The 25,409-nt window shown below is 67.8% G+C and carries 27 protein-coding genes; 13 read left to right on the top strand and 14 right to left on the bottom strand.

From position 1 onward, the window contains the following. The first annotated feature begins 24 nt into the window (after window positions 1-24). Window positions 25-1,590, top strand: a complete 1,566-nt coding sequence (locus WS89_RS07025; RefSeq protein WP_059790141.1) for a methyl-accepting chemotaxis protein — start codon at window positions 25-27, stop codon at window positions 1,588-1,590. Window positions 1,591-1,599: 9 nt separating this feature from the next. On the opposite strand, the gene WS89_RS07020 is transcribed toward WS89_RS07025, so the two are convergent. Continuing rightward, the gene (locus WS89_RS07020; RefSeq protein ID WP_059790139.1) at window positions 1,600-2,007 is read right to left on the bottom strand and encodes a DUF3224 domain-containing protein; all 408 of its coding nucleotides are present in this window, start codon (window positions 2,005-2,007) and stop codon (window positions 1,600-1,602) included. A 244-nt stretch (window positions 2,008-2,251) separates the two neighbouring features. Between WS89_RS07020 and WS89_RS07015 the strand changes: the two genes are divergently transcribed. After that, entirely contained in the window at window positions 2,252-3,169 is a 918-nt protein-coding gene (locus tag WS89_RS07015) for an acetoacetate decarboxylase family protein (RefSeq protein WP_179949853.1), read from the top strand. 43 nt (window positions 3,170-3,212) lie between these two features. Continuing rightward, window positions 3,213-4,475, top strand: a complete 1,263-nt coding sequence (locus WS89_RS07010) for a saccharopine dehydrogenase family protein (protein WP_059790288.1) — start codon at window positions 3,213-3,215, stop codon at window positions 4,473-4,475. Between the two features lie 6 nt (window positions 4,476-4,481). Here WS89_RS07010 and WS89_RS07005 read toward each other — a convergent pair whose 3' ends face one another. After that, window positions 4,482-5,405 carry a LysR substrate-binding domain-containing protein gene (locus WS89_RS07005; protein WP_059790135.1) on the bottom strand — a complete coding sequence of 308 codons (924 nt, stop codon included), beginning with the start codon at window positions 5,403-5,405 and terminating at the stop codon, window positions 4,482-4,484. Window positions 5,406-5,537: 132 nt separating this feature from the next. On the opposite strand from WS89_RS07005, the gene WS89_RS07000 reads away from it, so the two are divergent. Further along, complete coding sequence (locus WS89_RS07000) at window positions 5,538-6,170, top strand: FMN-dependent NADH-azoreductase (RefSeq protein ID WP_059790133.1); 633 nt, start codon at window positions 5,538-5,540, stop codon at window positions 6,168-6,170. 34 nt (window positions 6,171-6,204) lie between these two features. Here the strand turns inward: WS89_RS07000 and WS89_RS06995 are convergent, their stop codons facing one another. Beyond that, entirely contained in the window at window positions 6,205-6,822 is a 618-nt protein-coding gene (locus WS89_RS06995; RefSeq protein ID WP_059790131.1) for a LysE family translocator, read from the bottom strand. Between the two features lie 67 nt (window positions 6,823-6,889). Here WS89_RS06995 and WS89_RS06990 point away from each other — a divergent pair, with 67 nt between their 5' ends. Then, window positions 6,890-7,816: a LysR family transcriptional regulator gene (locus tag WS89_RS06990; RefSeq protein ID WP_059790130.1), complete on the top strand. Its 927-nt coding sequence runs from the start codon at window positions 6,890-6,892 to the stop codon at window positions 7,814-7,816. A gap of 560 nt (window positions 7,817-8,376) precedes the next feature. Next, window positions 8,377-8,709: a cupin domain-containing protein gene (locus WS89_RS06985; protein ID WP_059790128.1), complete on the top strand. Its 333-nt coding sequence runs from the start codon at window positions 8,377-8,379 to the stop codon at window positions 8,707-8,709. Between the two features lie 172 nt (window positions 8,710-8,881). Here the strand turns inward: WS89_RS06985 and WS89_RS06980 are convergent, their stop codons facing one another. Next, window positions 8,882-9,181, bottom strand: coding sequence for an H-NS histone family protein (locus WS89_RS06980; RefSeq protein WP_059498710.1), 300 nt, complete (start codon window positions 9,179-9,181; stop codon window positions 8,882-8,884). A 227-nt stretch (window positions 9,182-9,408) separates the two neighbouring features. Between WS89_RS06980 and WS89_RS06975 the strand changes: the two genes are divergently transcribed. Further along, window positions 9,409-9,897, top strand: coding sequence for a RidA family protein (locus WS89_RS06975; RefSeq protein ID WP_059790125.1), 489 nt, complete (start codon window positions 9,409-9,411; stop codon window positions 9,895-9,897). A 266-nt stretch (window positions 9,898-10,163) separates the two neighbouring features. Here the strand turns inward: WS89_RS06975 and WS89_RS06970 are convergent, their stop codons facing one another. After that, on the bottom strand, window positions 10,164-11,222 hold the full coding sequence (locus WS89_RS06970; protein WP_257128145.1) for an NAD-dependent epimerase/dehydratase family protein: 1,059 nt from the start codon (window positions 11,220-11,222) through the stop codon (window positions 10,164-10,166). Between the two features lie 248 nt (window positions 11,223-11,470). Here WS89_RS06970 and WS89_RS34185 point away from each other — a divergent pair, with 248 nt between their 5' ends. The 3 genes from WS89_RS34185 to WS89_RS06955 all read left to right on the top strand — a co-directional run bounded on the left by WS89_RS34185 (window position 11,471) and on the right by WS89_RS06955 (window position 14,216). Further along, the gene (locus WS89_RS34185) at window positions 11,471-11,875 is read left to right on the top strand and encodes a hypothetical protein (RefSeq protein ID WP_179949852.1); all 405 of its coding nucleotides are present in this window, start codon (window positions 11,471-11,473) and stop codon (window positions 11,873-11,875) included. 723 nt (window positions 11,876-12,598) lie between these two features. Next, the gene (locus WS89_RS06960; RefSeq protein WP_059790122.1) at window positions 12,599-12,850 is read left to right on the top strand and encodes a hypothetical protein; all 252 of its coding nucleotides are present in this window, start codon (window positions 12,599-12,601) and stop codon (window positions 12,848-12,850) included. 280 nt (window positions 12,851-13,130) lie between these two features. Further along, the gene (locus WS89_RS06955; protein WP_257128144.1) at window positions 13,131-14,216 is read left to right on the top strand and encodes a helix-turn-helix transcriptional regulator; all 1,086 of its coding nucleotides are present in this window, start codon (window positions 13,131-13,133) and stop codon (window positions 14,214-14,216) included. Between the two features lie 35 nt (window positions 14,217-14,251). Here WS89_RS06955 and WS89_RS31970 read toward each other — a convergent pair whose 3' ends face one another. Next, window positions 14,252-14,446, bottom strand: coding sequence for a hypothetical protein (locus WS89_RS31970; RefSeq protein ID WP_082741815.1), 195 nt, complete (start codon window positions 14,444-14,446; stop codon window positions 14,252-14,254). Window positions 14,447-15,010: 564 nt separating this feature from the next. Between WS89_RS31970 and WS89_RS06950 the strand changes: the two genes are divergently transcribed. From WS89_RS06950 to WS89_RS06940, 3 genes are read left to right on the top strand one after another with little or no spacing between them, the layout of a single operon-like run. Beyond that, window positions 15,011-15,997, top strand: a complete 987-nt coding sequence (locus tag WS89_RS06950; protein ID WP_059498704.1) for a TRAP transporter substrate-binding protein — start codon at window positions 15,011-15,013, stop codon at window positions 15,995-15,997. Then, window positions 15,994-16,572 carry a TRAP transporter small permease gene (locus WS89_RS06945; protein WP_059790118.1) on the top strand — a complete coding sequence of 193 codons (579 nt, stop codon included), beginning with the start codon at window positions 15,994-15,996 and terminating at the stop codon, window positions 16,570-16,572. Before WS89_RS06950 ends, WS89_RS06945 begins: the two co-directional genes overlap by 4 nt. Before the next feature lie 4 nt (window positions 16,573-16,576). Then, window positions 16,577-17,929 carry a TRAP transporter large permease gene (locus WS89_RS06940; RefSeq protein ID WP_059498702.1) on the top strand — a complete coding sequence of 451 codons (1,353 nt, stop codon included), beginning with the start codon at window positions 16,577-16,579 and terminating at the stop codon, window positions 17,927-17,929. A gap of 97 nt (window positions 17,930-18,026) precedes the next feature. On the opposite strand, the gene WS89_RS06935 is transcribed toward WS89_RS06940, so the two are convergent. Genes WS89_RS06935 through WS89_RS06900 form a run of 8 tightly spaced genes read right to left on the bottom strand, consistent with a single transcriptional unit; the run spans window position 18,027 to window position 25,409 of the window. After that, window positions 18,027-18,272, bottom strand: a complete 246-nt coding sequence (locus WS89_RS06935) for a hypothetical protein (protein WP_059498701.1) — start codon at window positions 18,270-18,272, stop codon at window positions 18,027-18,029. 32 nt (window positions 18,273-18,304) lie between these two features. Continuing rightward, window positions 18,305-19,723 carry an FAD-binding oxidoreductase gene (locus WS89_RS06930; RefSeq protein ID WP_059790116.1) on the bottom strand — a complete coding sequence of 473 codons (1,419 nt, stop codon included), beginning with the start codon at window positions 19,721-19,723 and terminating at the stop codon, window positions 18,305-18,307. A gap of 2 nt (window positions 19,724-19,725) precedes the next feature. Continuing rightward, window positions 19,726-20,268 (bottom strand): hypothetical protein, encoded by a 543-nt coding sequence (locus tag WS89_RS06925; RefSeq protein ID WP_059498699.1) that lies wholly within the window; start codon window positions 20,266-20,268, stop codon window positions 19,726-19,728. A gap of 37 nt (window positions 20,269-20,305) precedes the next feature. After that, entirely contained in the window at window positions 20,306-21,385 is a 1,080-nt protein-coding gene (locus tag WS89_RS06920; RefSeq protein WP_059781843.1) for an ABC transporter permease, read from the bottom strand. Next, on the bottom strand, window positions 21,378-22,391 hold the full coding sequence (locus tag WS89_RS06915) for an ATP-binding cassette domain-containing protein (RefSeq protein ID WP_059790284.1): 1,014 nt from the start codon (window positions 22,389-22,391) through the stop codon (window positions 21,378-21,380). Before WS89_RS06915 ends, WS89_RS06920 begins: the two co-directional genes overlap by 8 nt. Window positions 22,392-22,402: 11 nt before the next feature. Beyond that, window positions 22,403-23,476: a TauD/TfdA family dioxygenase gene (locus WS89_RS06910; protein ID WP_059790114.1), complete on the bottom strand. Its 1,074-nt coding sequence runs from the start codon at window positions 23,474-23,476 to the stop codon at window positions 22,403-22,405. A gap of 3 nt (window positions 23,477-23,479) precedes the next feature. Beyond that, window positions 23,480-24,142, bottom strand: coding sequence for a class I SAM-dependent methyltransferase (locus WS89_RS06905; protein ID WP_027786439.1), 663 nt, complete (start codon window positions 24,140-24,142; stop codon window positions 23,480-23,482). A 28-nt stretch (window positions 24,143-24,170) separates the two neighbouring features. After that, a complete protein-coding gene (locus WS89_RS06900; protein WP_059790112.1) occupies window positions 24,171-25,409 on the bottom strand; it encodes a citrate/2-methylcitrate synthase in 1,239 nt (412 codons plus the stop codon).

The raw sequence follows: 25,409 nt of genomic DNA, 5'->3' as shown, positions 1-25,409 counted from the left end.
GCCCGGCCGGCTCAAGGGAACGTCATGCGAAAACAACTCACTATCCGTGGTGGACTCGTCGCGACCATCGCCGGTTATACCGTGCTGCTCGTGCTGGTGGTCGGCGCCTGCATCGCGGCCCTCTACATCGGCAACGGCTCGCTCGAGGCGATGTACCGCGACGACACCGCGTCGCTGCTGCACCTGAAGACCAGCTCCGAGCGGATGCTGGTGCTGCGCGAACGCATGAGCGACGTCGCGCAGATCATCAGCGCCGGCCAGCCCGCGAAGGAGGAAGTCGCGCAACTTCACACGCTGCTCAAGCAGAGCAACGATGAACTGGATGCATACACGCGCCTGCATGCGCGCGACGCCGGCGAGCAGGCGCTGTTCGACACGCTGCAGGACCGCCGGCGCACACTGCTCGACCGGGTGTTCCTGAAGGCGCTGTCGCAGCTCGACGGCGACGACGCGTTCAACTTCCTCGACACGCAGCGCACCGCGCCGCCGGCGTCGTTCGCCGCCTACCAGGCGGCGATCGACGCGCTCGAGTCGTTCCAGGTCACGCGCCAGAAGGCCCGCTACGATGCGGCCGGCAGGCATTTCCACCGGATCGTGTGGGGGATGGGAGCGGTCGCGGTGCTGGCGCTCGTCGTCGGGTTCCTGGCCCAGCGCGTGCTCGCGAAGGCGATCATCGAGCCGATCAATCTCGCGGTCGAGCAGTTCGAAAAAATTTCGAAAGGCGACCTGACCGGCGCCGTCGTCGTCCCGGGCGAGAATGAAATGGCGTATCTGCTGAATGCGCTGAAGCGGATGCAGGACGGCCTCGTCGATACGGTGAGCCAGGTGCGCGCGAGCACCGAGACGATCGTCGGCGACGTGCGCACGATCGCGAGCGGCAACGTCGACCTGTCCGCGCGTACCGAGCAGCAGGCCGTGTCGCTGCAGCAGGCGGCCGCGAGCGTCGAGCAACTGACGGCGGCCGTGCGCCAGAACGCGGACAACGCGCGCGACGCGCGCACGTACGTCGAGGGCGCGGCCGGCATCGCGTCGCGCGGCGGCGAAGCGATGCAGCGCGTCGTCGAGACGATGTCGGAGATTTCGCACAGCTCCACGCGCATCTCCGGCATCGTCGGCGTGATCGAGAGCATTGCGTTTCAGACGAACATCCTCGCGTTGAACGCCGCCGTCGAAGCCGCGCGCGCGGGCGAGCAGGGGCGCGGGTTCGCGGTCGTCGCCACCGAGGTGCGCGGGCTCGCACAGCGCTGTGCAGCCGCGGCGAAGGAAATTCGCGACCTGATAGGCCATTCCGCGCGACGCGTCGAAGACGGCAGCGGCCTCGTCGCGGCGGCCGGCTCGGCGATGGCCGAGCTCGTCGCAGCGGTCGAGCGGGTGAACGCGATCATGGGCGAAACCAGCCAGGCATTCGACGAACAGTCGTCGGGCATCGAGCAGGTGAACGCCGCGGTGATCCAGATGGAGCAGACGATGCAGCGCAATGCCGCGCTGGTCGAGGAAGCGGCGGCCGCGGCGCTGTCGCTCGACGAACAGGGCTCGCGGTTGAGCGCGGCGGTCGCGCAGTTCCGTCTGCGCGACGCGGCGCTCGCGTGACGTGCGGGATTATTGCGGCGCGTCCGGCAACGCGTAGTCGAAGCGGTACGTATGCCGGCCGTCGTCGATGTCGATGCGCATCGCGCCGGACAGGCCGAGCAATTCGTCCGTTCCGGAATCGGGCACGACCGTGATCGACTGCGTCGGCTGCCCGCGCGTCATGGTGGAGCTGTGCTGCAGGACAAACCTGCCCTTGCGTCCGCCGAGCACGCCTTCGACGGTTTCCATCGCCACGTAGCCGGCCGAACCCTGAACGCTGCTGCGAAACGCGAGCATTTCTCCGTGGCTGACGGCTTCCAGATCGCCATGAAAATGTTTGTCCAGCGACATGCGGCCGAGTCCGCTGTTCTCCGCGACGTGACTCAAGAGTTCCGGATTCAGCTTCACTTCGAACGGACCGCTGGCCTGCAGTTTCATGACTGTTTTCCTCGTCGAATGGGCAGTCGACACTATAAGCGGACTCCGTCGACGGTGGGCCGATCGCGGTGCGTCGGTCGCCGTCCTTCGCGAGCCCGATTGACCGCGCCACAGCCGTCCGACAGATTCCTCTACTCGTCACCTTGACCTTGAAGTCGGCTTGAAGCTTAGAGTGCTTGCTGGCGGCAGCGGCAGGCTTCGGATCTCGCTTGCCACGGTCGATCATCGACGAGAGGCAATGGACATGGACAGGCGTTTTACACAGGTCGAATTCGGGCCGCACACGGTCGACGTGCCCGAGGGCGGGTATTACGACCGGTTCCGGATGAATCCGGACCTGGATGCGGTGGCGCGCGATCCCGCAGCGGGAAACATCGATTTTTTCCGGCGGTTTCCGAAGCGTCAGGTCGCTTCGCGGGTCGGCCCGACGTGGGCGCCGAACTTCTACTACCGTTCCAGCAGCATTCAACTGCTGTTCCTCGCGCCGCTCGAACGCCTGCGGACGACGCTGCCGATCCCGCTCGAACCGCTGCGGGCGTTCCCCGGATACGGGCTCGTCGCGCTGACGTTCTTTTCGTACGCGGTCTGCGACAACGATCCGTATGACGAAGTATCCGTCGCGGTGGTGATCCGCCGGCCCGGCGCGAAAGGCTCGCACGCGCTCGAGCTGATCGACTCGATGCGGCGCCGGAGTTTCTTCGCGCACGTGCTGGCACTGCCGGTCACGACGGAAATCGCGCGGGTGCGCGGCGTGCACGGCTATCAGTTGCCCAAATGGCTCGCCGAGATCGACGTGAACGTCGGTGCGACGGCCCGCGCGCGTATCGCCGGACCGGACGGCCGACTGGATCTGAGCCTCAGCGTGCCGCTGCCGGCGCTGACCCGTGTCCCGTCGCAATCGCACATGGCGACGACGACGATGGTCAATCGCATCGACGGCGAATGGCACGAGTCGTCGGTCCAGACCAACATGCTGTCGTTCGCGCAGCGCCTGTTGCCGCGCAACGTCGAGCTGGCGCGGCACGGTGGGCCGCTCAGCCAGTTGCTCGACGGGCTCGGCGCATCCACGATCATGCGTCTCGACGTGGTCGAGGATGCACAATTGGTCCTGAACCTGCCGACGCCTTCGAGGGCCTTCGATGAACCTGGAAAGCCACGCTAACGATACGGATACGTGCGACGTGCGCGCACGCAAGGAGTCGTCCATGCCCCAACCGACCTACGATCTCGTCGTATTTGGCGCTACCAGTTTCGTCGGGCAGATCCTGACCCGTTACCTGTCCGATTATCTGTCCGGCGCGGCCGCCGGTGCCGGCGACACGCTGCGCTGGGCGATCGCGGGCCGGTCCGACGCGAAGCTCAGGCAGGTCCGGGATACGCTCGGCGCGGCCGGGCAATCCGTGCCGATCATCGTCGCCGACGCGGCCGACGAAACGCAGCTTCGGGCGCTGTGCGCGCAAACGCGGGTGGTGGTGTCCACCGTCGGCCCTTACGCGCTGTACGGAGAGCCGCTGGTCCGAGTCTGCGCGCAAACCGGCACCGACTACTGCGACCTCACCGGCGAGACGCAGTGGATCCGGCGGATGATCGACAGGTACGAGCCCGCGGCCCGTCAATCGGGCGCGCGCATCGTGCATTGCTGTGGCTTCGATTCGGTGCCGTCCGACATGGGTGTTTTCTTCCTGCAGCAACAGGCGCGGCGGCAGTGGGGCGAACCGGCCGCGCACGTGAAGATGCGCGTCAAGACGTTGAAGGGCGGTGCGTCGGGGGGCACCGTGGCCAGCGTGATCAACGTCGTGCGCGAAGCGGCGGCCGATCCGGCGTTGCGTCGGGAACTGCTCGATCCTTATTCGTTGTGTCCGCAACGGCATGGTTTCACGGTGCGGCAGCATGCGGTTCGGTCCGCCGAATTCGATCGCGACTGCGATGCGTGGATCGCGCCGTTCGTGATGGCGGCGATCAACGAGCGCGTCGTTCACCGCTCCAATGCGCTGGCGGACAATGCGTACGGCAGCCGCTTCACCTATGACGAAGCCGTGATGACGGGCACTGGCCTGAAGGGGCGCATGATCGCGCTGACGATGGTGGTGGGCCTCGGCGCATTCATGGTCGGCGTCCTCGTCGGGCCGGTGCGCGGCCTGATGGAGCGCTTCCTGCTGCCGAAGCCGGGCGAGGGGCCGAGCATCGACGCCCAGCAGGCCGGCCGCTACGATTTGCGCTTCTTCGGCCGCGCCGACGACGGGCGTACCTTGCGTATGAAAGTCACCGGCGATCGCGATCCCGGCTACGGCTCCACCGGCAAGATGCTCGGCCAAGCCGCGATCGGTCTCGCGCTCGATTGCCACCGCGACGGCGTCAAGACCGGGCGCGGCGGCGGCTTCTGGACGCCCGCGACGATGTTCGACGAACGCTATATCGAGCGTCTGGTTCGCCATGCCGGGTTGCGTTTCGAGGTGATTCGACCGTAGTTCGCGTCAGCGATTCGAGCGGGGCGGGGGCGTCGTGGACGCCCGGCGGCGACGCTCGCGGCTACCCTTGCCCGCGCCCGTGCGGGCAGCCGTCTCGTCCAGAATCGTCGCGGCGAATTCGGCGGCCGCCGGCATCCGCGCATCGTGCATCATCACGAATTCCATCTCCGGCAGCGCCGGCAAACCTTCGGGCAAGCCCAATTCGCGGAGCGTGTCGTCGATCGCACTGCGCGGCACGGGCGCGATCGCGATGCCGGCCCGTGCGAAGGTCCGGATGCCGGTCACGCTCGGGCTTTCGCACGCGATCCGGTAGCGCATGCCGGCCAGCGCGAGCGCCTTGATGGCGGCGCCGCGGTACGGGCACGGATCGGGGAAGCACGCGAGCGGCACGTCGCCTTCCGGAAGCGGCTCGTGGCGCGCGAACGCCCAGGCGAGCGGCTCTCGCCACAACGTCGTGCCGTGGCCCGAGTGCGAGCACCGGCTGCCGATCACGAGATCGAATTCGCCGTTGGCGTGCCGTCGAAACAGGCTGTCGCCGATGTCGACGACCAGATCCAGCCGCAGGCCGCGCCGCGCGGCGCCGTGGCGACGCATCAGGTCCGCAAGCCAGCCGCCTGCGAAGTCTTCCGACACGCCGATCCGCAGCTTGACGTCGACGGCGTCACCCGTTCCCAGCCTGGCCCGTGCTTCCTCGCTCAGGTTGAGCATCGCCCGCGCGTAGCCGAGCAGCGTCTCGCCATGCGCGGTCAGCGTCACGCTGCGCGTATTGCGCACGAGCAGCGCCTGCCCGACCTGTTCCTCGAGGCGAACGATCTGCGCGCTGACCGCGGACTGGCTGAGGTTCAGCCGCCGCCCGGCGCGGGTGAAGCTGCGCACGTCGGCAACCGCAACGAAGGTATGAAGCAGCGCCGTGTCGAGAGGAGGATTCATTCATCACCAATCCGGGTTAATTTGATCAATTAATATCGTTTCCCGATTATAGGCCGGCCGGATAGGCTGTGAAGCGCGGTGGGCGAGCGCGCATCGGGCGCGCCGTCGTCACCCTTGGCAAGGACCGGTGCCATGACACGCGTGCTCTATATCGAAGGCTCACCCAACAAGGCTTATTCGGCGTCCATCGAGGTGTGCGATGCGTTTCTCGACGCGTACCGGCATGCCCATCCCGATCACGAGATTCGGAAGCTCGATATCTGGGATCTGCCGATGCCCGAATTCGACGGCGCCGCGCTGGCCGCGAAATATGCCGGGTTGGGCGGCACGGCGTTGACGCCGGAGCAGGCGGCAGCGTGGCAGCAGATCGAACGGCTCGCGGCGCCGTTCCACGAAGCGGACAAATTCCTGTTCGGCGTGCCGCTGTGGAATTTCAGTATTCCGTACAAGCTCAAGCACCTGATCGACGTGATCTCGCAGAAGGATGTGTTGTTCACGTTCGACGCAGCGGGGTTTGCCGGCAAGCTGGCCGGCAAAAAGGCGGCGGTGGTCTATGCACGCGGGCTCGCCTACCAGTCGCCGGGGTCGTTTACGCCGGCCGCCGAGTTCGATCTGCAGCGCCCTTACATGGAAACGTGGCTCAAGTTCGTGGGCGTGACGGACGTCACCGGAATCGTCGTCGAGCGCACGTTGTTCGGTGCGGACGGGAAGGTCGATCGGAGCCGGGCGATCGACGAGGCACGGGCGATCGCGCGGACGTTCTGACGTCGACGGCCCCGCGCAGCCGGCGCGGGTTGACTCAGCGCCCGCCCTGGGCGATGGCGAGCGCGACGCCGAAGCCCACCAGCACGCATCCGAACGTGCGATCGATCCAGTGCCGCAGCGACAGCAGGCGATCGCGGACAGCCGTGGCCGAGAAACAGAGCGCCACGAGGCTGAACCAGCCGGCATGGGCGGCCGCGATGAACGCGCCGTAGCCGATCTGCACGATCAACGGCGTGTCGGGCCGGACTGCCTGCATGAACAGGCTGACGATGAACACCGTGGTTTTGGGATTCAGCACATTCGTCAGAAAGCCCGTGCGCAGCGCGGCGAGATCGGACAGCGGCGCCACGGCGGTGTCGGCTTGCACGCCGCCGGCTTTCGTCATGAGCATCCTTGCGCCGAGGTAGACCAGGTAGATCGCGCCGATCAGCTTGACGGTATTGAAGAGCCACGCCGACTGACGAATCAGCAGCCCGACGCCCAGCAGCGTGTAGCTCACGTGAACGATCACGCCGAGCCCGATCCCGCATGCGGTGAGTACGCCGGAACGACGCGACAGCATCAGGCTGTTGCGCGTGACCATCGCGAAGTCCGGCCCCGGGCTGATGACGGCCAGCAGCGTGATGGTGACTACGACTATCAATTCGGTCATGGCGTTGCTCCTGCGACGGATATGTTGATGGCACAATCGTATCCATCGTGCTTCATCGGGAAAAACGATGATTTCTGACCAGAATGGTGAGTCTGAATCACAATCGATCCGTACCGGCCTGCCGTCGCTGATGGCGCTGCGGTGTTTCGAGGCGGCGGCGCGTCACGAGCATTTCAGCCGCGCGGCCGACGAGCTGTGCCTGACCCATGGCGCGGTCAGTCGCGCGGTGCGTCTGCTCGAGGACGATCTGGGCGTGGCGCTGTTCGAGCGGCGCAGCCGTCGCGTGTTCCTGACCGAGGCGGGCCGCACCCTCGCGCAGGCCGTCCATGACGGCCTGGGCCTGATGCGTCACGCCGCCCACGCCTTGCGTACCGACGCTGCCCGGGCGCGGCGTTCGGTCCTGTCGTGCGAGCCGACGCTCCTGATGCGCTGGCTGATGCCGCGCTGGCCGGATTTCCAGGCGCAGCATGCGGGCGTCGATATCCATCTGGCCGCTGCCGGCGGGCCGTTCTCGTTCGACAGCGGCATCGACATGGCGATTCGTCGCAACGATTTTGCGTGGCCGGCGGCGTATCACGCCGAGCATCTGTTCGCCGAACGCGTGGGGCCGGTTTGCCGGCCGGACAAGGTCGGTGCGTGGTTTGCGTCGCGTCGCGGTGCTGCCCGCGCGCTGAAGCCCGACGCTGTGCGACTGCATACACGCACCCGGCCGGACGCATGGAATGCCTGGGCGGCGGCGGCGAATCAACCGGCCGCGAATGGGCGCGGGCAGCGGTTCGACCATTTCTATTTCAGTCTGCAGGCGGCCGTCGCGGGGCTGGGAGTCGCGATCGGACCGTGGCACCTGGTGCGCGACGACATCGAAAGCGGTGTGCTGGTTGCGCCGATGGGGTTCGTCGAGGATGGATCGGATTACTACCTGTTGACGCCGACGCCGGCGATGGACGGGAGTGCGCACGCGGCGTTGCTGGGATGGTTGAGGGCGATGGTTTGACGACGGCTGTCGGGCGCGCTTTCGAATGACCGGCGAAGCGCGTGCCCGGATGCGCGGCACACCATGCGATCCTGCGCGCCGCGAGAGCCGGTACTTCGTCGGCGCTCGCATCGATATCGACGCCCCCGGCAATATCGCCGCTCGTCGGGCAAACGCCACCTCGAATCGAAATAAAGCATGAATGGACTTCCCGATGCTTGCTCGTGTCGGCCAGCGAACGGAAAATGCATCGATCGGGGCGCGCGCTGCAAGCAGGATACCGAATTGCCGGCCGAATGTTCGCGGCCGATTGCCCTGGCTCGACGCTGCGGGGGCCGGCAGGAGGTCGATCGGCTTTACCGGAAATGACGGGTGATGGTGCGTGTGTCGCTAAAAGAATGCCGGTGCGTGTTTTATCTTTGCAACGAATGAGCGCCGATGAAATCCTCGTCATTCTTCATCTTTTTGACACGGCTTTTAACGGCACATGGGCAAGCCGGGGCGCGTCAGGCTGCAGCGAATATTTCCCGTTGCCTTTAAATCCGCATCCTTTACCCGAAGATCGACGACGAGGCGAAGCCATGCAACTTCAAACCGGTAATTTATTCGCCGTCGACGGGCGGCGCGGCGGCGACGAGCGAATCGACATGCTCGTCACGGGCCCGCGCGTGAACGTCGAGCGGATCGTATCGATGGGGCATGCGAGCCCGGACGGGTTCTGGTATGACGATCCGCGGGCCGAATGGGTCGTGCTGCTGTCCGGCGCGGCCGTGCTCGAATTCGAAGAGGATGCGACGCGGCTCGATATGCGCGCCGGAGATTACGTGCTGATCGAGCCGCATTGCCGTCATCGTGTCGCATGGACGCATGACGAAGTGCAAACCGTCTGGCTTGCGATCTATTACGAACGCTGAAGAAAGGATGGGCGTGCGGCACGATCGGTGGATTGACCTGTGCGCGACACGCCGATCGGGCAAAACCTCGTCGACCGGAGCGGCTTTGGAATGCCGCCGGTATCGATGCGCCAATCAATGCCCAAATTGCCGGACAGCGTGTCGAATCACGCGCCGGCCCATGCGGGGAATCTTATTCCTGGATCAGGAATCGATTGCGATTCTTCGCATCCTTGATCCATGCGGGTGCGCGACCGCGGCCCGACCAAGTCGCTCCGGTCTTCGGATCGCGATACTTTGCCTGCACGGGAGCGCCCGACTGTCTGGCCGGCCGACCGCGGCGCGTACCGAAAATGTCTTTTTCGGTAATGCCGTATTCCGCAACTTTGGTGCGGATGTCGTCGACGACCGCCTGGAATTCAGCGGCGCGCGCTGCTTCGGCTTTCTCGGCCAAAGCGTCCATTTGAGCTTTCAGTTCCTTGTAAGTTGCCATATATCACTCTTCAGGTTGTGTCCATACATGATAGCGGTTTCAACCGGAAATGACGAAGAAAATTGCGCCGACTACGAATTGTATTGCGGATATGGCAATGCACGACTGCTTCGAACACCTGAGAAGTCGTTTGATTGGATCGTTTGCGTCCGATCTTCTCATGCGGGACAAGCTTCGGAGACTCAATTATTCTTTATCTTTTTTCAGAAGGATTGGGGAATTCACTGATGAACAGGGATGACAAACTCAAACAGGTTGCGGCCGAATTCGGATTCGATCCGGACGAAACGATCAGGATCGGCGGAAAGTACACGCCCGTCCTGGTCGATGGAACGACGGCCTACATCGCCGGCCAGATTCCGCGAATCGGGGAAGTCGTGCATTTCGTCGGCATCGTGGGCGAATCCGTTTCGCTGGACGACGGTCGTCGCGCGGCCGGCATTTCCGCACTGCGCGCGCTGGCGCTGATCCGCAAGCAGTGCGGCACGCTCGATGCGATCGCGACGGTGCCGCGCATGACCGTGTACGTGCGAAGCGCGCCCGGCTTCACGATGCAAAGCGAGGTGGCCGATGGCGCGTCGGACGTGTTGTATGCAGTGCTCGGCGACGCCGGCGTCCATACGCGCACGTCGGTCGGCGTGCTGCAATTGCCGAAGGGCGCGTCGGTCGAAGCCGATTTCATTTTCGGGCTGAATCGCAGCGGCGCCGCTGGTTGACCCGGCATGGCCGCGCCGACGGAACGGGCCGCCTTGCGTCGATCGGCGCGCCGTGCGCGAGGGGCGGCTTCGGGCGTCATCGCGGTCCGTTCATCGAATGCGCGGAAGAACGAATGCGGACTCCGATAGCCGGGCAGGGCGGCGATCTGACCGGAGGGTAGGTCCGAGCGATCGAGGTCATGCCGCGCGAGCTTCGCGCGAACTTACCGCCGGCAGGGTTTTGAAGTTTGCACCATCGTCGCCGAGCCGCCGCTGCGCGAAGCGGTTCATCGCCGCAATTGCCCGGTTTCGACGAGCTGCTGAAAGAAGTCGTTCATCGACTCGGCGAGCGGGCGATAGCGGATGCCCAGTTCATTGCGGCTGCGACTGTTGTCCGCGCGCCAGGGCAGCCCGACGTTGCGCGCGATCACGCGGCGCGTCACGCTCTTGTTCGCGAGCGGGCCGACCAGCCACACCAGCCACTTCGGCAGGATGCGTCGCGGAATCGGATAGTCGGCGCCATACCGTTCCAGCAGCGTGGCGGCCATCGCCGGCAGGCTCGTGTCGTGCGCCGAGACGATATAGCGGCCATTGGCGCTCGGCAAGAACGCCGCATGCAGATGCGCGTCGGCCACGTCGCGGACATCCACCGCGCCCATGCCGAGATCCGGCGCGCCGGCCTTCATCGTGCCGTCGCCCATCTGCCGGACGATCTCGAAGCTCTCCGACGTCGCGTACGGATTGATGCCGGGCCCGATCACGAGCGACGGATTGATGGTGACGAGATCCCAGCGTTGCTGCCGGCGGGCGATTTGCCACGCTTCGCGCTCGGCGACCGTCTTCGAATACGAATAGGGTTGATGGGTGAGCGACGAACTGGTGTTCCAGATTGCTTCGGTGAACATACCGTCGGGCGTCGCAGCGAGATCGGCGTTGTCGCCGTAGATCGCCGCGCAACTGCTGGTCAGCACGACGCGCCGCACCGACGGCGTGCGGTTGGCCGTCTCGAGTACGTTGCGCGTGCCGAGCAACGCCGGATCGACCAGCTCCTTCTGCGGATCGCGAACGGTGACCGTGAATGGCGACGCGGTGTGGAACACGATCGCGCAACCCGTCATCGCCTCCTCGTAGGACCCGGGTTCGAGCAGGTCGGCGCGGAAATAGCGGATCGTGCCGGGCTTGCCGGCCGCGATGCGCTGGAGATGTTTCAGCTTGTCCGGGCTGTCGGGGTCGCGGACGGCCGCATGGACCGTCAGGCCCGCCTCGAGCAACCGCTGCACGAGCCAGCCCGCGACGTATCCGGTTGCGCCCGTCACCATGACGGGGAGGTCGGTATCGATATTCACGGACGGGATTCCGTTGCGGAAGGGATGCACTATGATGCCGCTTTTTGCGCGTCATTTCACTCGCCACGCGCGTCGATCGACATGCAAGGGGCGACAGGCGGCGCGATACCGGTGGCCTGCAGCGATGCTCGGGATCGCTGACGGTTCCGGATTCGGCGAACGGGCCGCGCGGCGGTATGCCGGCGGCCATCGACGCGTCGCGTCGTGTCCGATTACGCTCGTCACCGATCTCATGTCGGGGGCGATCGATGAACGACGACGCGACAGAGCGGGTGATCGAATTCGCCAGGCACGTAATCGGCTACATGCAATCCGCTTTTCCCGGCTGGCGCGAAGTTTACGTTTGCTTCAGCGCACCGGGCGACGGGCGGTACGGTGTGCGTGCGTCATATGCGACGGCGGCCGGCGTCGAGCTGGTGTCGACCATGGAGCACCGCGATTTCATCGGCGGGATCATGCGCATCGGGCCGCGACTGCGCGACGCGCTCGCAAACGACGGCAGGACATTCCGCGCCGCGCTGTTTCGCGCCAATGCCCGGTTTTCCTATCGAATGGATTACGACTGGAACGACGCCGCACGCTGGAACATCACGAAGCTCGGCGGCGCATCCGGGCTCCCGGACGGGCTGGAGGCGCTGGAGCCGCTGGACTGACGGGGGCGGCGGGTTGCGCGCGCACCGGCGACGGATGCAAAACCGCGTTAACACTTTGACGAACGGCCGACGATACGGACGCGATCGAAGGGTGAACTGATCCGGATCTCGGGCCGTATCGCGCATGAACTCGAACACAACGGCGGCGGCAACTGGGATGCCGATTTCAGGAAGATGGCCGATGCGTTCGCGGCGATCGTGCGCACCGGCACGTCGCTGCCGGCGGCCGATTTGTCAGACGTGTAAGCCGTCGTGCAGGACGTCAAGCGCCAATCCGGCGACCCGGCGCAACTGTGCCGGCTCGCGGTGGCGTGGGTGCGCCTGAACCCCGATCCGCTCGAACTCGCGCCGCCGCCCTATCGTCGGTAGCGCACGGCAGCGTCGCCTTGCGGAGCCGACCGGCCACCCACGCCGGCCGTTCCGGCTCACCGGCATTTCCGTCAGTCATTACCCGACCGATATCGGCCGGCATCCCCACTTTTGGGGATGCCGCGGCCGGGCGGTACGCCTACGATGGACACCGGGGTACCGGCACCGGATATCGCCGGAACACTCGAACAGGTCTGTCGTTGCTTCGTCGATTGCTGTGTGCGTTCGCACAGTCGACTGACACGGTCGTCACGTACGCTGGCGTGCAACGTGTGCGGTGCATCGTCGGAGCCGCGCGGTGGCGCGTTGATGACCGAAGGCCTGATGCCGTATTTCGGGGGAGTTTCAATCACTATGCTCGCACGAGACTATGTGGAACGAGAGCTCTCGCACATCCAGCGCATGGTGGCGCTGCTGGACAGCGAGACGGACCTCGACGACGTGTCGATGTCGGGGGCGGGGCGCGTCAGGCATCCGAGATACTGGCGCGGGCGTATCGAGGAACTGATGTCGACGCCCGACGTGCCGCGTCACGTCAGAAAGCTGAGCGAAGCGGTGCTCGCGAAGATCGACGAGATGGAAGTGCGGTTCGCGACGATGAAGTAAGTGCATCGTCGAGTCGGGCAGCGAAAAACGTTTCGTCGCGCCGTCGGCTGCGTGCTTTCATCCGGATGTCATCGCGTCGATCGACGCTGCGCAGGCGCCCTTCTGCGTCGACGCGGATTGCGTCGCCATGTCCGAAACGGCCATTACGTCAGACGAGAAACGGTAGAAAACGTGGTATTTCGATCAAACCCGCATCGACGATTTGAACAATGAGGCCGATTGACTAAGATGCCCGAACGGCGTTCGACAAAAACGCATGGCGCGGGGTGGCCAGATGCAGATGAACGGGTGGGTTCCGTCGGCATGGATCGATGACGTCTACGCTGCGGCGCTGGGCGACCAACGATGGGAAGCGGTGCTGGACGGGCTGCGTCTGTCGGTCGGCGTGCGCATGGCCATACTGCTGTCGTTCGACGATGCGGCAAGGCTGCCGGCGATCGAGCAGGTGGCCGGCGACGATCCGTCATGGGTCGCCGCGTGCCTGCACCGCTACAACGCCGAGTTCCACCTGTACGACCCGGTCGTGCCGGTTGCCGCGGACTGGCCCGCAGGGCGCTGGTTCGAGGACGTGAAGCACCTGTCGGTGCGGCAGCGCACACATGGCGTGTTCTATCGGGAATTCATGCAGCCGTTCGGGCTCGGCGGCATCTCGGGCCTGTACATCCATCACGGCGACGGTGCGGGCGTTTTCCTCAGCGTACAGAGCGGCCTCGAATCTCAAGGGCTGTCCGACGAGCAGCGTCGCACCATCGAAATCATGGGCGCGCACATCAGCCGCGCGCTGCGCATCCACGCGCGCATCGGCGAGCTCGAAGCGCGTGTGGCCGCCGCGGAATCGGCGCTCGATGCGGTGCCGGTGCCGGTGTTCCTGCTCGGCGCCCAGCGCGAACTGCGCTATACGAACCGCGCGGCCGATCAACTGATCGCCGCCGAACCGGCGCTGCGGATCGTGAGCGGCCGGTTCGCGCCGGAAGGCTGCGTCGACGACGCGCAATGGCGGCATGCATTCGCACGCGGCGGGCTGTTGCTGCGTCGTGCGACGGGCGAGCCGCTGCCGCTTGCGCTGATTCCCGTTCCCGAGCAGTCGCGCCTCGCGCGCGAGCGGCCCGGCGTTGCGGCACTGATGACGGCCGCCGACCTGCGTTCGCCGGCAGCGCGCGCGCAGCGCTTGCGGGTGTTCTACGGGCTGTCGTCGGCGGAAGCCGAGCTCGCGGTGCTGCTGTGCTGCGACGGGCGCTCGCCGCAGGAGTGTGCGGCGCTGCGCGGCGTGTCGATCGGCACGGTCCGCGCGCAGATCAAGTCGATCTACACGAAAACGGACGTGGCGCGCGCAGCCCAGCTCACGTCGCTGGTCATGCAGACCTGAGCGATCGATATGCGCAGATGCGGCGGCGTTGTTACCTATCCGCCGCCGATTCCTTGCAGTATCTTGCCGGTCCCGCCGCAGACGGTGCAGGGTTGACCTTCCACCCTGCCGGTGCCGCGGCAGACGCGGCACGTGTCTTCGCCGATGCCCGGCGCATTGGCCGGGCCTTCGTCGCCGGCATTCGGCGGGGTAGCCGGCTCGGGGGTCGCCGATGGCTTCGTGGTCGACATCGCTGGCTCCTTTCGCGTCGCATGCGATGACGGCGAGCATCGCGCGTGCTTGGCAGGCGGAGCGCGCGACGACGGGTTTCCCGCGCGTTCGCGAAAGCGAATTGGCGTACACCTGAACCGCGGCCGCCGGCGGGTCGTCGGCCGTGCGCCACGGGCCCGAATCGCGTCATGCGGAATGCGGGCCGGCGCATGCTCGTGGCATCGCAACGGCGTGGCGATGGTGTGATCAGTCATCCTATAACGATAGCAAGCGAAGCGAAAGAAGACCGTCGGATGTCGGGAAGCCATGCCTTCGACGTCCGATTCGCATGCCGACCCGTTTCCGGAAAACGTTTCGCGGAAAAGCGTAAAACTGGAGAAGGCGATTCCCTGTTTCCTGCCGAAAACCTTGGATGGCAGCGGTTATAGGGGTATGCACCAAGTGAGTTAAACGGTTAACCGACGTACATTCGCTGAACACGTCATACGACGTATGACTCTGCGGTTCGAGGAAGCGTATCGGCGAAGCCCGCGCGGGCCGGCGGATCGCGGCACAACAACGATCGACCATCAAGGAGACTCACCATGAAACACCGATTCCCCGGCTCCCGTGCCGCCCTGGCCGTCGCACTGATGGCCGGCTTCGCGATGTCCGCGCAGGCGCGCGTGTTCCGCTCGGCGGACGTGCACGGCGACAACTTCCCGACCAACATGGCCGTGAAGTTCATGGGCGACGAGCTGTCGAAGCAGACGGGCGGCAAGGATTCGATCAAGGTGTTCGGCAACAGCGCGCTCGGCTCCGAGAAGGACACGGTCGACCAGGTGCGGATCGGCGCGATCGACATGGCGCGCGTGAACGGCGCGTCGTTCAACGAGATCGTGCCGGAATCGCTGATCCCGTCGTTCCCGTTCCTGTTCCGCGACATCGACCATTTCCGCAAGGCGATGTACGGCCCGGCCGGCCAGAAGATCCTCGATGCGTTCACCGCGAAGGGGATGATCGCGCTGACGTTCTACGAGAGCGGCGCGCGCTCGATCTACGCGAAGCGCCCGGTGCGCTCGCCGGCGGACATGAAGGGGCTGAAGGTGCGCGTGCAGCCGTCCGACCTGATGGTCGACGAGATCAAGGCGATGGGCGGCACGCCCACGCCGATGCCGTTCGCCGAGGTGTACACGGGCTTGAAGACGGGGCTCGTCGACGCGGCGGAAAACAACCTGCCGTCGTACGAGGAAACCAAGCATTACGAAGTCGCGCCCGATTACTCGGAGACGCAGCACGCGATGACGCCGGAAGTGCTGGTGTTCTCGAAGAAGGTCTGGGACACGCTGTCGCCGCAGGAGCAGGCGGCGATCAGGAAGGCGGCGGCCGATTCGGTGCCGTACTACCAGAAGCTGTGGACCGCGCGCGAAGCCTCGGCGCAGCAGATGGTGACGAAGGGCGGCGCGAAGATCCTGCCGGCCGCGCAGATCGACCGCGCGGCGTTCGTGAAGGCGATGCAGCCGCTGTGGACCAAGTATGAAAAGACGCCGCAGATGAAGCAGATCGTCGACGAGATCGAGGCCACCAAGTGACGCGTCGCACTTCCCTGAACGGCGCGGCGGCCGCGGGCTCGCCGGCCGCCGCCCCCGACGGCGCAGCGCCGGCGCCGGCGCGGCCGCACGCCGCGCCGCTGTTGCGCTGCGTGAACGACCTGCTGTTTCGCGTGCTGGCCGTGATCGCATCGGCGTGCCTCGCGGTGCTCACGGTGCTGGTGTTCTACGCGGTCGTGATGCGCTACGCGTTCGACAACGCACCGGATTTCGTCGAGCCGATCGCGCTGCTGCTCGTGATCGTGATCGCGATGTTCGGCGCGGCGATGAAGGTGCGCGACGGCGGCCATATCGGCCTCGATTCGCTGGTGCGCCGGCTGTCGCCGAAGGCGCGCACGGTCGTCGTCGCGATCCAGCACCTGAGCCTGATCGCGTTCGCGATCATGATCATGATCGGCTGCGGCAGCATGGCCGCCGAGACGATGGGCGACCGCATTCCGATCATCGGGCTGCCCGAAGGCGTGCGCTATCTGATCGCGATGCCCGCGGCGGTTGCGATCGTCCTCTTCTCGCTCGAGCACCTGCTCGCGCTTCGTCGTTCTTCGTCGGGACAATAACGCCATGGAACTCGCGATCCTGTCCGTCAGTTTTCTGATATTTCTCGTCCTCGGCGTGCCCGTGTCGTTCGCGCTCGGCATTTCGTGCGTGCTGACCTACATGGTCGAAGGCCTGCCGATCGCGACCGCGATGCAGGCGATGATCTCGGGGATGAACGCGTTCTCGTTCCTCGCGGTGCCGTTCTTCATCTTCTCCGGCGAACTGATGCTGCATGGCGGCATCGCGGACCGGATCCTGCGCTTCGCGCAGGCGAGCGTCGGCCACTTCCGCGGCGGCCTCGGGATGGCGAACGTCGTCGCGTGCACGCTGTTCGGCGGCGTGTCGGGCTCGCCGACCGCCGATACGTCGGCGATGGGCGGCGTGGTGATCCCGCTGATGAAGCGCGAAGGCTACAGCGCCGCGTACGCGGTCAACGTGACCACGCATGCGTCGCTCGCCGGCGCGCTGATGCCGACGTCGACCAACATGATCATCTATGCGTTCGCCGCGCAGGGCATCACCGGGATGCTGCACGGCCAGCCGGTGAGCGGCGTGTCGATCGGCGACCTGCTGTTCTCGGGGCTCCTGCCGGTGTTGTGGGTGATGGGCTTCGTGCTCGCCGCCGCGTACTGGCAGGCCGTGCGTCACGGCTATCCGCGCCGCGCGGACGGCTCGTCCGCGCTGCCGCGGTTTCCCGGCTGGTATGCGGTGCTGCGCAGCTTCGTCGGCGCGGTGCCCGGGCTGATGGTGATCGCGATCATCCTCGTGTGCGTCGCGAAGGGCATCGCCACCGCGACCGAAGCGGCCGCGATCGCCGTGGTCTACTCGCTCGTGCTGACCGCGGTGGTCTACCGGACGCTCACCGCCGAGAAGCTGCGCCGCGCGCTGTCGCATGCGGCGCGCACGACGGGCGTCGTGCTGCTGCTGATCGCGGTGTCCAACATGCTGCGCTTCCAGATGTCGTACCTGGAGATTCCGGATGCGATCGAAGGGTTGCTGAAGCAGTCGACCGCGGCGCCGTGGCTGATGCTGCTGTACATCAACATCATCCAGGTGTTTCTCGGCACGTTCGTCGACATGGCCGCGCACATCCTGATCACGACGCCGCTGTTCCTGCCGATCGCGATGGCGTGCGGCGTCGGGCCGGTGCAGTTCGGGATCATGCTGCTGCTGAACTGCTCGCTCGGTCTCGTGCACCCGCCGATCGGGTCGGTGCAGTTCGTCGGCTGCGCGATCGGCAACGTGTCGATCGGCGAGACCACGAAGATGGCGTGGCCATACTATCTGGCGATCTTCAGCGCGATCAACATCGTCACGTACCTGCCGTTCTTCTCGACGTGGCTGCCGAGCCTGATCAGCGGGCACGCGGTGTTCTGACGGCGTGCTTCGCCCGTCGCGGCGCCGGACGACCGAGGTGATCCGGCGCCGCGCTCGCATGCGCGGCGTGCTTGCCGGGCCGTCGCGACGCGGCTGCTCAATCCTGCCGTCCATCCGGCTCGACGTCGCCGTCGGCCGACCGTTCGTCGCGCCAGTCCGCCAGCGCGCGCCACAGCGCCGGGCGCGCATGGTCGCGCGGCGGCAACCGGATCACGTAAGCGACGCCGCGCACGTTCACCACGACGCCCGAGTCGGGCAACGGGCCCGGGATGCCGGAGAACGAATGCTCGTCGGTGTCCGGTTCGGCCATGGTGTGCGGGCCGGGCGAGTGTCGAAACATCATGCGAAATCTCCGTGGCGCCGCGCAGCGGCGCGTCAGTAGCGGACCCGGCCGATCAGGCCCAGCGGATCGACGGCGTGCTGGACGGCGGCGGCGACCTGCCGTTGCGCGGCCGGCACGTGCTTGCGGTAGTACGCGATATTGACGGGCCCGACGCCGTGCTCCGCGCTGAAGCAGCCGCCCGCGCGCGCGACGCGGTCGTACAGCGCGCCGCGCAGCGCCATCTGCTGCAGCGGCCCGTAGCGTTGCGCGTCGGCATGCGGAATCGACACGACGAGATGGCAGCCGCCGTCGCCGAAATGGCCGAACGCGTGGCAGCGCAGCGACGGATGCGCGGCGGCGAGCCATTGCTCGGCATCGGCGACGAATCCGGCCAGCGCGCCGCGCGGGAACGACACGTCGAACGACAGCGGCATGCCGTCCTGCGCGACCGCGGCCGGCAGCGCGTCGCGAATCCGCCAGAACCGTTCGGCCGGCGCGCACGCCGCGTCGAGCACCTCGCGTCGTTGCGCGAGCGCGTCGAGCGTCGCGACTGCGCGTTCCTCGAGCAGCGCATCGAGCCCCGGCATGCCGGTCGCGATCTCGACGAGCGCGTAGCATGCGGCGGCGTCGGCCTCGAACGGCACCCGCAATGCCGGAAACGCGGCGGCGACGCGACCGATCGCCGCCGCCGACATGAATTCGAACGCCGACAGCATCTCGCCGAATGCACGCTCGAATGCGAGCAGGCCGGCGAGCGCCGCGTCGTACGACGCGAACGCGACGAACGCCGCGCACGACGACCGTTCGAGCGGCGCGAGCGCGAACGACACGGCCGTCACGAGCCCGTTCGCGCCATTCGCGCCGATGAAGCACTGTGCGACGTCGAAGCCGGCGTTGCGCTTGCGCAGTGGCGCGAGCGCGTCGATCACGGTGCCGGCTTCGTCCGCGAGCACGACTTCGACGCCGAGCACGTGACGGCGCACGTCGCCGTACTTGATCAGGCGGCTGCCGCCCGCGTTCGCGCCGACGAGGCCGCCGGCCGCCGGATCGCTGCCGAGATCGACCGGCACGCAGAGCCCGGCTTCGCCTGCCACCCGATTGAGGTCGGACAGCCGCACGCCGGCCTCGACCGTGATGCTGCGATTGGCCGGATCGAACGCGCGCACGGCGCGCATCCGCTCGAACGACACCACGCATTGCGTGCCGCTGCGATCGGGCACGGCGGCGCCGACGAGCCCGGTGCGCGCGCCCTGGGCGACGAGCGCGATCCGGTGCGCGACGGCGACGCGCACGAGCGCACGCGTGTCGGCGGTCGACGCCGGCCGCGCGACGCCGAGCGGCACGCCGCCGTAGCGCGCGACGTCGGTCGCATACGGCTCGCACGCCGCGCCGTCGAGCCAGCCGTCGCCGAGCGCCGCGGCGAGCGCGTGCCGTTGCGCGGCGTGTGCCGCATGGGCGGGCAGCGCGTTCATCGTCAGCCTGCCCGCGCGAGCTGCTTGCGCAGCCGGCCGCGCACGACGACCAGTGCGATCAGCGGCACGACGCCGCCCCACAGCGGGCTGTGGCGCATCGCGATCGACACCGCGAGCGCGACGACGGTGACGGCGAGCAGCACGAGCGACAGCGAACGCGCACGCGCGTGGTCGACGAACGCACCGTCGACGAAGCCGCCGTCCGACCAGGCGGTATGGACGATGCCGACCACCAGCACGCAGACGAGCATCGCGGCCGGCCCGAGTTCCTCGCCCCACAGACGGCTACCTGTCGGCGAGACGAGCGCGAGCACCGCGCCGATCACGAGGAACAGGTCGACGCCGATCGCGATGCTGTTGCGCTCCGCGCGGCGGATCAGCCACGCGCCGTGCACGAGCGCGAGCACGCCGCCGATCAGGAACGCGTGGGTCCAGCGCAGGCCCGGCTGCTCCGGCCCGAGCCGGCCGTAGAACAGGAACACGATCGCCGGCAGGAAGTTGCTCGCATGCAGCAGGTAGTCGGTTATGGGATGGTTCGATTTCATCGGTGTCTCTCCTTCTTCGAAACGGCGTGGCGACGCGTCAGGCGTCGTGCCAGCGGAACAGTCGCGCGGCGGCGAACAGGAACAGCGCGGTGCACGCGGTCATGCCGAGCAGTTGCGGCGCGAGCTGCGCGTACGGTGCGCCGTCGACCAGCGCGCCGCGCAGCGCGACGGCGAACTGGTTGGTCGGCAGGAACGCGAGCCCGGCCTTCAGCCACGCGGGCGCGTCGTGCATCGGGATCGTCAGGTCGCTGAAGAACAGCAGTGGGTAGTAGGTGACGTTGCACGCGAGTTCGGCCGCCGCGAGCGACCGGGTGCGGCTGGCCAGCAGCACGCCGATGCTCAGCACCATCGCCGCGCCGAGCAGCACGATCGGCAACGCGCGCAGCCCGTCCGGCGTCGCGATCGGCAGCGCGATGCCGAACGCGACGCGTGCGACCGTCAGCAGCACGAGCGCCGACAGCGCCATCATCGCCATGCGCGCGACGATCAGCGCGGCGAGGAACACGCCGCGGGAGACCGGGAAGCACACGTACAGCTTGAACGTATTGCGCTCGCGCAGCGCGGCGATCGCGGTGGTCGTCGAGTTCAGGCCGATCGCCATGAACGCCATCACCAGGATGCCGGTCGCGAAGAACGCGCCGTAGTCGAACGGCCGGCGCGCCGGCGCGGCATTCTCGAAGCGCGCCTGCGCGGCCGGCAGCCCGAGCCGCTGCGCGGCGCAGCGCGCGAGCGCGATCTCGACGACGCGCGACGCGGCCTTGACCGCGAGCGGGCCGTTGAAGTCGTAGCGGATCGTCGCCGGCGTGCGTTCGTCGGCGCCGAGCACGACGGTCACGCGATCGGCCGGCGCGCCGCGGCCGCCGAAGGTCGCCTTCACCGTGTCGCTGTGCGACAGGCTGTCGACGATCTGCGCTTCGCATGCGCGGCTGTACGGCGTCGCGCCGCCGGGCGCGTCGAACGCGATGTCGGCCGTGCCGAGCGAGCCCGAGCCGCCGAACGCGAACAGCATCACGCTCAGCAGGAACACCGGAAACACGAGCGTCCAGAACAGCGACGAGCGGCTGCGCAGATAGCCGAGCAGCTCGTTGCGCACGAGGATCAGGAACACCTTAGTCATGGGTCTGGCCCTCGGTGCACAGGCGCAGCAGGTCGCCCAGCGTGCTCGGCGCGAGCGCGAGATGCTGGATGCCGCGTTCGCCGACGATCCGGTGCACGTTCGGATGCAGCGTCGCATCGCCGAACGCCTCGACCACGTGCGCGGCCGACACGCGCACGCCGGTCACGCCGGGCAGCGCCGCGAGCCGCTCGTGCAGCGCGCGCGCGTCGGCTTCGTCGCGGCAATGCAGGACCGCGCGCGCATCGCCGACGAGCTCGGCGCGCAGCGTGTCGCGGTCGCCCTGGTAGCGCACGCCGCCGTCGCGCACCCAGACGAGATCGTCGACCACGCTCAGTTCTTCCTCGGAATGACAGATCATCGCGACGCTCGCGCCCCGCGCGCGATGGCGCAGCAGGTCGATCACGACGCCCGCATAGCGGCGGTCGAGGCCCGTGAACGGCTCGTCGAGCACGGCCAGCTCGGGCCGGTGCGCGAGCGCGACGTACAGGTCCACGCGCTGGCGCTGCCCCTTCGACAGCGCGCGGCACGGCTTGTCGAGCAGTTCGGCGATGCCGAGCGCATCGGCGATCGCCGCATCGGTGTGCGCGTACATCGCGCGGTGCAGCGCGACGATCTCCGAGACGCGCAGATGATCGGGATACTCGACCTTCTGCAATTGCGCGCCGATCCGCTGCAGCGACCGCGAATCGCGCATGAAGCGTTCGGCCGGCACGTCGAGCACGCGCACGTCGCTGCCGCCGCGCCGGAAGCCGAGCAGCGTTTCGAGCAGCGTGGTCTTGCCCGAGCCGTTCGGCCCGACGATCGCGGTGATCGCGCCGAGCCGGAACCGCACGTGGCGCGCGGAGAAACGGAAATCGCCGGCCGTGACGTCGATCGCGCGCGCGCCGAGCGCTGCGTCCGGCGCATGCGCATCGGGCAGCGGCGGCAGGCCCGCGCGCTGCGGCCGGTCGAACGCGGCGGGCGGGCCGAACATCGCGCGCACGGACGCAAGAAGCGAAACGCTCATCGTGGGCATCCTCAGTCGAACAGCATGACCTGCGTGTCGCGCGCACCCCGGTACGGGTTGCGGCCGTGCGCGACCAGCATGTTGTCGACGACGAGCACGTCGCCGGCCTGCCACGGGAACGCCCGCTCCTCGTCGTCGAGCGCGTCGTAGATCGCCACCAGATCGTCGAACGGCATCGGCGCGCCGTCGCCGTAGCGGATCTCGTACGGGAACGCGGCGCGCGCGCCGTACATGCGCTGCAGGTAGCGATAGCTGAGCTCGCCCATCGAACGCGGATTCGGGTGCTGCGCGCTCGCCTGGTTGAACCACACCGTCTCGCCGGTGCGCGGATGCGTGCGCAGCGCGCTGCCGACGTGCGACACGGTCACGCTGCCGTCGTCGAGCCAGCGGCAGCCGACGCCGCGTTCCGCGCACAGCCGCTCGACCTCGTCGCGATCCGTCGTGCCGAATGCGTCGTCCCACGGCCGATGGTAGGCGGCGAACGGCAGGTTCGGGTTCGCGGCGAGGCCGTCGGCGCGGTCGCCCGGCGCCGCGAAATTGCGCAGGTACATCACGCCGCGTTCGGCGAACCGCTCGCGCAGCGCGGCCGGCACGCGCGCGGTCACGCGGCGCATGTCGCAGATCGGCGTCTCGCCGCCCGCGTCGGCCGGCTGCCGGCAGTAGAACGCGACGAGGCGCGGGAACGCGGGCATGTAGGCCATCTCCTGATGCAGCCCGATCCTGAACGGCGGCGGCATGCGGGTCGACTCGTAGACCTGGCCGTCGATCTGCCGGCGCGGGGCGGCGCCGGCCGTATAGCCGTTCGCGTGCGCCGGATAGAGCGCGCCGAGGCGGCCGAACGCGGCGGTGTCGGGTACCGCGAAGCCGCGCCACAGCAGCGCGCCGCATGCGTCGAGCAGCGTGTCGATCGTGTCGAGCCGCGAGCGGTACCACGCGACGAACATTTCCGGCGACGTCGCGAGTTCGGCACTGCGCGGCGTCACGCACAGCGGCAGCGTCGCACCGGGCGCGACCGCCGCGCAGTGCACGTCGTCGGCGCCGAGCCGTGCGGCGGCATGGGCGGCGAGGAAGGCGAGATCGGTCATCGCTCAGGCCAGTGCCGGTTTCTTCAGCAGGATTTCGAAGCCGAGCGCGCCGAGCCCCGCGCTGGGGCTGTAGATCGACGCAACCGCCGCGAGGCCGGCCGCGGCAACGAGCGCGTGCGCTTCGTCGAGCGTGATCTTTTCCTCGACGTGGGTCGGCGGATAGTCGGCGGCCGCGCGCATCTCGGTGAAGCGGTCGAGCAGGTGCTGCGGCGCGTCGCGGCGCATGTCGTGCACGAGCGCGATGCCGCCCGGCTCCAGCACGCGGTACATCTCGGTCAGGCTGAGCGCCTTGTCGGGCAGGTGATGCAGCGTCGCGCGGCCGACCGCCATCGTCAGCGTGCCGTCGTCGAACGGCAGCGCGAGCGCGTCGCCGACGCGCATCTCGATCGTGTCGTCGAGCCCGAGTTCGCGGATGCGTGGGCGGCCTTCGTCGAGCATCGCCGGATCGAGGTCGATGCCGACGTAGCGCCAGCCGCGCATCGCCGGATCGGTCGCCAGGCGCACCGGCACGACGCCGGTGGCCGTGCCGATGTCGGCGATCGTGCCGGGCGTCATCCCGCGCGCCAGCTGGCGGATGCGACTGATGAACAGCAGGTCCCAGGGTTCGAGCGTTTCGGTGGCGAAGCGATCGTAGTCGTTCGCCGGGCGCAGGTTCTTGAGCAGCATGACGTTCCTTGTGCGAAAGGGTGAGGGTTCACAGCCAGCCGACCGGCACGGCGGCCAGGAGCCGTCGCGCGGTCGCGCTGTTGACGCCGAACGCGGGGCGGCGGCGCCGTTCGACCGCATGCGCGGCCATCGCCGCGATGCGCGCGCCGAGCCCGACGCCGACGCCCCACGACGGCGCGGCGACGCCGAGTTCGAGCAGCGTCGCGGCGGTCAGAAAATCGATGTTCGGCCGCAGCGCACGGCGCGCGTCGGCCTGCGCGCAGCACGCGTCGAACAGCGTCACGTAGCCGCCGTCGAAGCCGCATGCCGCGAACCGGCCGCGCAGGTGCGGCGGACGCGGATCGGCGACGAACAGCGGATGGCCGAAGCCGTACAGCGTGCGTTTCGCGTCGAGCGCCGCATCGATCGCCGCGCGCCCGGCCGCGTCGAGCGCGGCCGGCGGCGCGCCGGCGCCGCCCGGCACCGAGCGTGCGAGCGCCGCGAGCCACTGCATCGCTTCGAGCGCCGCGCCGACGTGCGACGGCCCGCTGGCGAGGAAGCCGGACGCGATCGCCTGCGCCAGCGTGACGCCGGTGCCGATCGCGACGCGCGGCGCGAGCACGGTCGGCGTGATGTAGCCGAAGCCGGCGTGCCAGGCGACGAGCAGCATGTCCATGGCCGCTTGCGCGGGCGCATCGCCGCGCGTCGCGCCGGTCAGCACGAGCATGCGCTGCGCTTGCGTCGCGGCCGCGTCGAGCGACGCGCGGCCGGCCGTGCCGGCGGCGAACGGCCGGCCCTCGATCGCCGCGTGCAGCAGGAACGGCGCGGCGGCCGCGCACAGCAGCATCGTGTCGAGATCGGCATCGTCCGGCGCCGGGCCGCGCACGCGCGCCGTCACGTCGTCGAGGCCGCGCAGCAGGCCGGACGCGGCCGCGAACACCGGCGCGACGCCTGCCGCGCCGAGGTCGGCGGCGACCGACTGGCCGACCGAGCCCGGCGCCAGCGCGTTGGCGAACGCCGCGAGCCGCGCACCGAGCGCCGCCTCGTGCGTGCGATGCGCGGCGCTGCCGGGCGCGACGTCGAACCACAGATGCGCGAGCGCGCCTTCGAACGTCGTCGCCCCGATCAGCGCGTTCAGGTCGAGGTCGCGCACGCGCAGCGCTTCGGGGTCGAGCGTCGCGCCGTCGATGTCGGTGCCGCGATGGCGCGTCGCCGGGCGGCCCAGCAGGTTGCGCGGCGCATCGCCGGCTGCGGGGACGGAGGTGCCGGAATCGAGTGTCGTGTCCAT

It is taken from the genome of Burkholderia sp. MSMB1072 (assembly GCF_001524725.1).
In the GTDB taxonomy this organism is placed as follows: Bacteria; Pseudomonadota; Gammaproteobacteria; order Burkholderiales; family Burkholderiaceae; genus Burkholderia.
This window is presented reverse-complemented; position numbering and strand designations above follow the sequence as displayed.